Here is a 6,996-nt window from a genome sequence, read left to right on the forward strand (position 1 = left end):
TTTCAGCGTGTTTAGCGCGGATCAACAAACTGACGATTGGCACCTACAATGGCGGAGAACGCAATGAAAAACATCGTGATCGCAGGCTATGCCCGCACCCCGTTTACCCTATCCAATAAAGGCGCGCTGGCCAGGACGCGTCCCGATGATCTGGCGGCGGCGGCCGTGCGCGGGCTGGTAGAGCGGACCGGTGTGGCTGTTGACGATATCGAGGATCTGATGCTGGGGTGTGCCTTCCCGGAAGGGGAACAAGGGTTCAACATGGCCCGCCTGGTGGTTTTTCTCAGCGGCCTGCCGATCGCCATTGGCGGCGCCACGGTCAATCGGTTTTGCGGCTCTTCGATGCAGGGCATCCACCAGGCAGCCGGGGCGATCGCCCTGGGTGCCGGCGAGGTCTATATCTGTGCCGGGGTCGAGTCCATGACCCGGGTGCCGATGACCGGCTTCAACCCCATGCCCAATCCGCAACTGGCCGCCGCCATGCCGGGGGCCTATATGAGCATGGGGGAGACGGCCGAGAACCTGGCCCGGCAGTACGGCATCTCACGCACCGAACAGGAGGCGTTTGCCGTCAGCAGCCAGGCCAAGGCGGCGGCCGCCCAGGCGGCAGGCAAGTTGCATGACGAGATCGTGCCGGTGAGCGGGGTGGAACAGGATGGCTGCATCCGGCCGGAGACCACGGCGGAGAGCCTGGCCGGTCTCAAGCTGGCCTTCGATCAGAGCGGCAGCGTGACCGCTGGCACCGCGTCACCCCTGACCGACGGGGCCTCCGCGGTGCTGGTCTGCAGTGAAGAGTACGCCCGTGCCCACGGCCTGGATATCCTGGCCAGGATTCGCAGTTTCGCCGTCTCCGGATGCGCGCCGGAGATCATGGGAATCGGACCGGTCATCTCCAGCCGCAAGGCGCTGCAGCGGGCCGGCCTGAGCATGGCGGATATCGACATTGTCGAGCTCAACGAGGCCTTCGCCTCCCAGTCGCTGGCCTGTGTGCGCGACCTGGACGTGGACCTGGCCAAGACCAACCTGGATGGCGGCGCCATCGCCCTGGGACATCCCCTGGGCGCCACCGGCGCCCGCATCACCGGCAAGGCGGCGGCGCTGCTCAAACGAGAGGGCAAACAGTTTGCACTGGCCACCCAGTGTATCGGCGGTGGTCAGGGGATTGCCACCATCCTGGAGGCGGTCTGATGGATATCAACAAGGTTGCGGTCATCGGTGCCGGCGTGATGGGGGCCGGCATCGCCGCTCACATCACCAATGCCGGAATTTCCGTGGTCCTGCTGGATATCGTCCCCAAGGGGGCGGATAACCGAAACGCCATTGCCGAAGGGGCGGTTCAACAACTGCTCAAGGCCCAGCCGGCACCCTTCATGCACAAACGCAATGCCCGCCTGGTCACCACGGGTAATACCGAGGACCACCTGGAACTGCTGGCGGAGTGCGACTGGATCATCGAGGCGGTGATCGAGCGGCTGGATATCAAGCAGGAGCTCTATCGCAAGATCGATGCGGTGCGCAAACCCGGTTCGGTGGTCTCCTCCAATACCTCCACCATCCCGCTGCGCGATCTGCTGGCGGGGCAGTCGGAGCGTTTTGCCGCCGACTTCCTGATCACCCATTTTTTCAATCCACCCCGCTACATGCGGCTGCTGGAGATCACCTCCGGGGAGCAGACGCGGGCGGATGTCGTCAGCGGTATCCGCGATTTCTGTGACCGCGCGCTCGGCAAGGGGGTGGTGGAGTGCAAGGACACCCCGGGATTCATCGCCAATCGTATCGGTATCTTCTGGATTCAGGTCGCCATCCTGGAGGCGATGGCCCTGGGGCTTACGGTGGAAGAGGCCGATGCGGTGATGGGGCGTCCCCTGGGCATTCCCAAGACCGGCGTGTTCGGTCTGTCCGATCTGGTGGGGATCGATCTGATGCCGCACCTGATGGAGAGCATGCGGCGCACACTGTCGGCGGGTGACCCGTTCCTCGACAAGAGCACGATTCCGGATCTGGTGAGCGGGATGATCGCCGACGGTTATACCGGGCGCAAGGGCAAGGGCGGATTCTACCGCATCAACCGGTCGGCGGACGGCAAGGTCAAGGAGAGCATCGACCTGGCCTCCGGCGAGTACCACCCCTCGCGCAAGGCGCGCCTGGAGTCGCTCGAGGCATCGCGCGAGGGTGGCCTCAAGGCCCTGGTCGCCCATCCCGACAAGGGTGGCCAGTACGCCCGCCGGGTGCTGGCCCAGGTGCTGGGCTATGCCGCCAGTCTGATCCCCGAGATCGCCGACGATATCCTGGCCGTGGATACGGCCATGAAGCTGGGTTACGCCTGGAAATACGGGCCGTTTGAACTGATTGACCGGCTGGGTGCCCCTGCCTTCAGCAAACTATTGGAGAGTGAAGGTCTGCCTGTACCGCCGCTGTTGCAACTGGCGGCCGATCAGTCCCTCTACCGTACCCGGGATGGCCGCTTGGAATATCTGGACACCGGTGGGGTCTACCAGGAGGTGCGGCGTCCCGACGGGGTACTGCTGCTGTCCGATATCAAGCGGCGTAGTGAACCACTGGCGAAGAACGGTTCGGCGGCCCTCTGGGATATCGGCGATGGGGTGGTCTGTCTCGAATACACCAGCAAGATGAACGCCATGGACCCGGAGATCCTGGCCTTGATGCGCGAGGCGGTCGCTATCGTCTCCAAGGGCTACAAGGCCCTGGTGCTGCACAACGAGGGTGATAACTACTCGGTCGGTGCCAACCTGGGGCTGCTGCTGTTTGCCGCCAATCTCGGTACCTGGGACCAGATCGAGGAGATGGTCGAGGGCGGACAGGAGACCTACAAGGCACTCAAGTATGCGCCCTTCCCGGTGGTCGGCGCGCCCTCCGGGATGGCCCTGGGCGGCGGCTGCGAGAGCCTGCTGCACTGCGATGCGGTGCAGGCCCATGCCGAGACCTACGTCGGACTGGTCGAGGTGGGCGTCGGCCTGGTTCCCGCCTGGGGCGGCAGCAAGGAGATGCTGCAGCGCTGGATGACCAACAAACGCCGTCCGGGCGGTCCCATGCCGGCGGTGATCAAATGTTTCGAGGCTATCAGCACCGCCAGCGTGGCCAAGTCGGCGGCCGAAGCCAAGGACTACCTGTTCCTGCGTCCGGACGACGGCATCACCATGAACCGTGACCGCCTGCTGGCCGATGCCAAGACCCGCGCCCTGGCGATGGCGGAAGGCTATCAGCCACCGGAGCCGATCGAGATCCGGCTCCCGGGACCCACCGCCAAGGCGGCGATGGAGATGGCGGTGAAAGGCGTCCATCTGGCGGGCCGGGCGACCGTCCATGACGTGGTGGTCTCGATGGCACTGGCGGAACTGCTCAGTGGCGGGGATACCGATATCACCGAGACCCTGGGCGAGGATGACCTGTTGCGGCTGGAACGGGAGGCGTTCATGACCCTGATTCGTCATCCCGACACCCTGGATCGCATGGAACACATGCTCGAAACCGGCAAACCGCTGAGGAATTAATAACATGGCCAGCTATAAGACACCGCTGCGCGACATGCGCTTTGTGTATAACGAACTGTTTGACGCCGAGGCGATCCGGGTACTGCCGGGCTGCGAAGAGGCAACTCCCGACCTGGTGGATGCAATCCTGCAGGAGGCCGGGCGCTTTTGCGAGGAACGTCTGTTCCCGCTGAACCGTCCGGGCGACGAGGAGGGATGTCACTTCGACAACGGCAAGGTGACCACGCCCGCGGGTCTGAAAGAGGCCTATAAGGATTTCAACGAGATGGGTTGGGGCGCGCTGGCGGCCGATCCGGAGTACGGTGGTCAGGGGCTGCCCAATGCCATCAGCATGCTGGTGGAAGAGATCATGTGCAGCACCAACTTCGCCTTCGGCCTCTACCCCGGGCTGACCCACGGCGCCTACAACGCGCTGGTGGCGCGGGCCAGCGAGGAGTTGAAACAGCAGTTCCTGCCGCACATGGTGACCGGCCAGTGGAGCGGTTCCATGTGCCTGACCGAACCCCAGTGCGGTACCGACCTGGGACTGATCCGCACCAAGGCGGAACCCCAGGCCGACGGCAGCTACCACATCACCGGCACCAAGATGTTCATCACCGCCGGCGAGCACGACCTGACCGAGAACATCATCCACCTGGTGCTGGCCCGCACCCCGGACGCCCCCAAGGGCATCAAGGGGATCAGCCTGTTCCTGGTACCCAAGATCCGTGTCAACGGCGACGGCTCGCTGGGCGAGTCCAACGGCGTCAGCTGCGGCTCCATCGAGCACAAGATGGGCATCAACGCCTCGGCCACCTGCGTGATGAATTTCGATGGCGCCGAGGGTTACCTGGTCGGCCGCCTCAACAAGGGCATGGAGGCGATGTTCATCATGATGAACAGCGAGCGCCTGGCGGTGGGGATCCAGGGGCTCGGCATCGGTGAGGCCTCCTACCAGGGCGCGGTGGCCTATGCTCGCGAGCGGCTCCAGGGGCGGGCCCTCACCGGGGCCAAGGCACCGGACCAATCGGCCGACTCCCTGCTGGTGCATCCCGATGTCCGGCGCATGCTGCTGACCCAACGGGCCTATGTGCAGGGCAACCGGGCGCTGGCGGTCTGGGTTGCCCGCGAGCTGGATCACGCCAAGCGCAACCCGGATGCGAAACGGCGCCGCGAGGCCGAGGATTTCGTCGCCCTGATGACCCCGATCGTCAAGGCATTCATGACCGACACCGGTTCTGAAGTGGCCAACCTGGGGATGCAGGTGTTCGGCGGGCACGGTTATATCCGTGAGCACGGCATGGAGCAGTACGTTCGGGATGCCCGAATCGCCCAGATCTATGAGGGAACCAACGGGATCCAGGCGATGGATCTGGTGGGGCGCAAGTTGCCGGCACACATGGGGCGCTATCTGCGGCGCTTCTTCCACCCGGTGCGGGATTATCTCGAATCGAAAGAGCAGGATTTCTCCCTGCACGCCTTCCTGATGCCGCTGGCCAAGGCGTTTGGCCGGCTGCAGAAGGCGACGGCGGTGCTGGCGCAAAGAGGCCTGAAAAACCCCGATGAGATGGGTGCCGCCGCGACTGACTACCTGCGCCTGTTCGCCCTGGTCGCGCTCGGTTATCTGTGGATGCGCATGGCGGAAGTCGCCCAACTGAAACGCGAGCAGGATCCACTCTTCTACCAGGCCAAGGTGGATACGGCGCGCTTCTACTTCGAGCGTATCCTGCCCCAGAGCGGCGCCCTGTTTGCCAGTGTCATGGCCGGCTCCAGGGGTATGATGGAGTTCGATGACGAGGCCTTCTGAAACGGCACGGGTCAACCGGGAACCGGGTGCCAGGGCATGAATCTGCTGTTTCGTCTCATGCTGCAGCTGTTCCGCTCCCGGTTTCGTCCCCGGCAGGGGCTCATGGAGGTGGCCAGCCTGCGGATGCGGGTGATGCCGACCGATCTGGACATCAATCTGCATCTCACCAACTCCCGTTACCTGGCGCTGATGGATCTGGGGCGGATCGAGCTGATGCTGCGCAGCGGACTGTTTAACGAGGTGCTCAGGCGGCGTTGGCTGCCGGTGATCTCCATCGCCAGCATCCGCTTCCGTCGGCAGATCAACCCGTTTGAACGGTTCGATCTGCATACCCGCGTACTGGGATGGGACGACAAGTGGTTTTACATGGAGCAACGCTTCGAGACCGCGCAGGGCCTGGCGGCCATCGGCATTGTCAAGGGCCTGTTCCGCGGCCCGCGGGGCAACGTGCCCACGCAGGAGCTGGTTGCCCTGACCGGGCATGCGGGTGAGATGGAAAAGTCAGCCATTCTCGAGGCGCTGGATGATTTTGAACAACAGCTGAAAACCTCCAGTCAAATGGAGTAGCTGTACAACAGGTTTACGTGGGAGCGGATTGGCCGCTGCGTGCAGGGGGCAACCGTATCGTGGTATCAAAAGCCGCCGCTCCCACTTTTTATTGTGCAATGACGGGCCGCAGGAAGGGCGGAGTCGGAGTCAGGCCGCTCCATACGAGGGCAATGTTCACCAGGTCGGGCGGCTTGACTCCGACCCCTGAGTTTAGGAGGAGAGAGATGGATGAGGTAGTCCGGATCGAACGAAAGGGCGCTGTGGCGGTGGTCACCCTGGACCGGCCCGCATCGCTCAATGCCCTCAACCGCGAGATGTCCTATCAGTTGCGGGACGGTTTCATGGCTCTGTCCGAAGACCAACGCGTGCGCTGCGTGGTGCTGCGTGGTGCGGGTGATCACTTCATGGCGGGGGGTGATATCGGCTTTTTCAGGCAGGGGCTTGAGCTTCCGGACGAGGAGCGAAAAGCTGAAGTGTCCGGGCTGATCGGTGTGGTTCACCAGTTCATCACCATTCTCCGGGAGATGCCCCAGCCGGTGATCGCCGGGGTGCGGGGCAGCGTGGCCGGATTTGGCATGAGCCTGGTGGCGGCGGCCGATCTGGCGATTGCCGCTGACAGTGCACGCTTTACCCAGGCCTACTCCCAGATCGGCACTACCCCGGATGGCGGTAATACCTGGTTCCTCCCGCGGGCCGTCGGCACTAAACGTGCCATGGGTCTGACCCTGCTGAATGAACCGATCGACGCGGCCGGGGCCTGCGCTATTGGCCTGGTAAACCAGGTGGTGGCGGACAGTGAGTTGGAGGCCGTCACCCTGCAACTGGCCGAACGCCTGGCCCGGGGGCCCACTCGGGCCTATGCACAGGCCAAGCGACTGATCAACGAGGGCATGAGCAATACCCTTGAACAGCAGTTGCTGGCTGAGCAGGGGAGCTTCACCCGTTGTGCCCTGAGTCACGACTTCGCCGAAGGCGTCACCGCCTTCATGGAAAAGCGCCGGCCGGAGTTCAGCGGTGAATAAATCCAATTTGTCAGATTTTAGCGCCGTGCGGATAGCTTCCACCCGAAAGCTCTGAGGAAGCCGGTCCGAGTCAATCTGACGGAGTAGAACTATGTAGCCATAATCAGGTAAATCTCAACCTATCACT

Annotated in this window: 5 protein-coding genes; all 5 read left to right on the plus strand. The window is 63.5% G+C overall.

Translation table 11 applies throughout. From position 1 onward, the window contains the following. Positions 1-63 precede the first annotated feature (63 nt). The 5 genes from O9K64_RS11930 (at position 64) to O9K64_RS11950 (ending at position 6,869) form a co-directional block, all read left to right on the plus strand. Positions 64-1,188 (plus strand): thiolase family protein, encoded by a 1,125-nt coding sequence (locus O9K64_RS11930; protein ID WP_275098294.1) that lies wholly within the window; start codon positions 64-66, stop codon positions 1,186-1,188. Beyond that, a complete protein-coding gene (locus tag O9K64_RS11935) occupies positions 1,188-3,512 on the plus strand; it encodes a 3-hydroxyacyl-CoA dehydrogenase/enoyl-CoA hydratase family protein (protein WP_275098295.1) in 2,325 nt (774 codons plus the stop codon). The genes O9K64_RS11930 and O9K64_RS11935 overlap by 1 nt, the downstream gene beginning before the upstream one ends. 4 nt (positions 3,513-3,516) lie before the next feature. Further along, entirely contained in the window at positions 3,517-5,298 is a 1,782-nt protein-coding gene (locus O9K64_RS11940; protein WP_275098296.1) for an acyl-CoA dehydrogenase C-terminal domain-containing protein, read from the plus strand. 36 nt (positions 5,299-5,334) lie between these two features. Next, entirely contained in the window at positions 5,335-5,865 is a 531-nt protein-coding gene (locus tag O9K64_RS11945) for a thioesterase family protein (RefSeq protein ID WP_275098297.1), read from the plus strand. A 206-nt stretch (positions 5,866-6,071) separates the two neighbouring features. Further along, entirely contained in the window at positions 6,072-6,869 is a 798-nt protein-coding gene (locus O9K64_RS11950) for an enoyl-CoA hydratase-related protein (RefSeq protein WP_275098298.1), read from the plus strand. The last annotated feature ends 127 nt before the right edge of the window (positions 6,870-6,996 follow it).

Origin of the sequence: Sedimenticola hydrogenitrophicus (genome assembly GCF_029017505.1) — a bacterium.
GTDB classification, from domain to species: domain Bacteria; phylum Pseudomonadota; class Gammaproteobacteria; order Chromatiales; family Chromatiaceae; genus Sedimenticola; species Sedimenticola hydrogenitrophicus_A.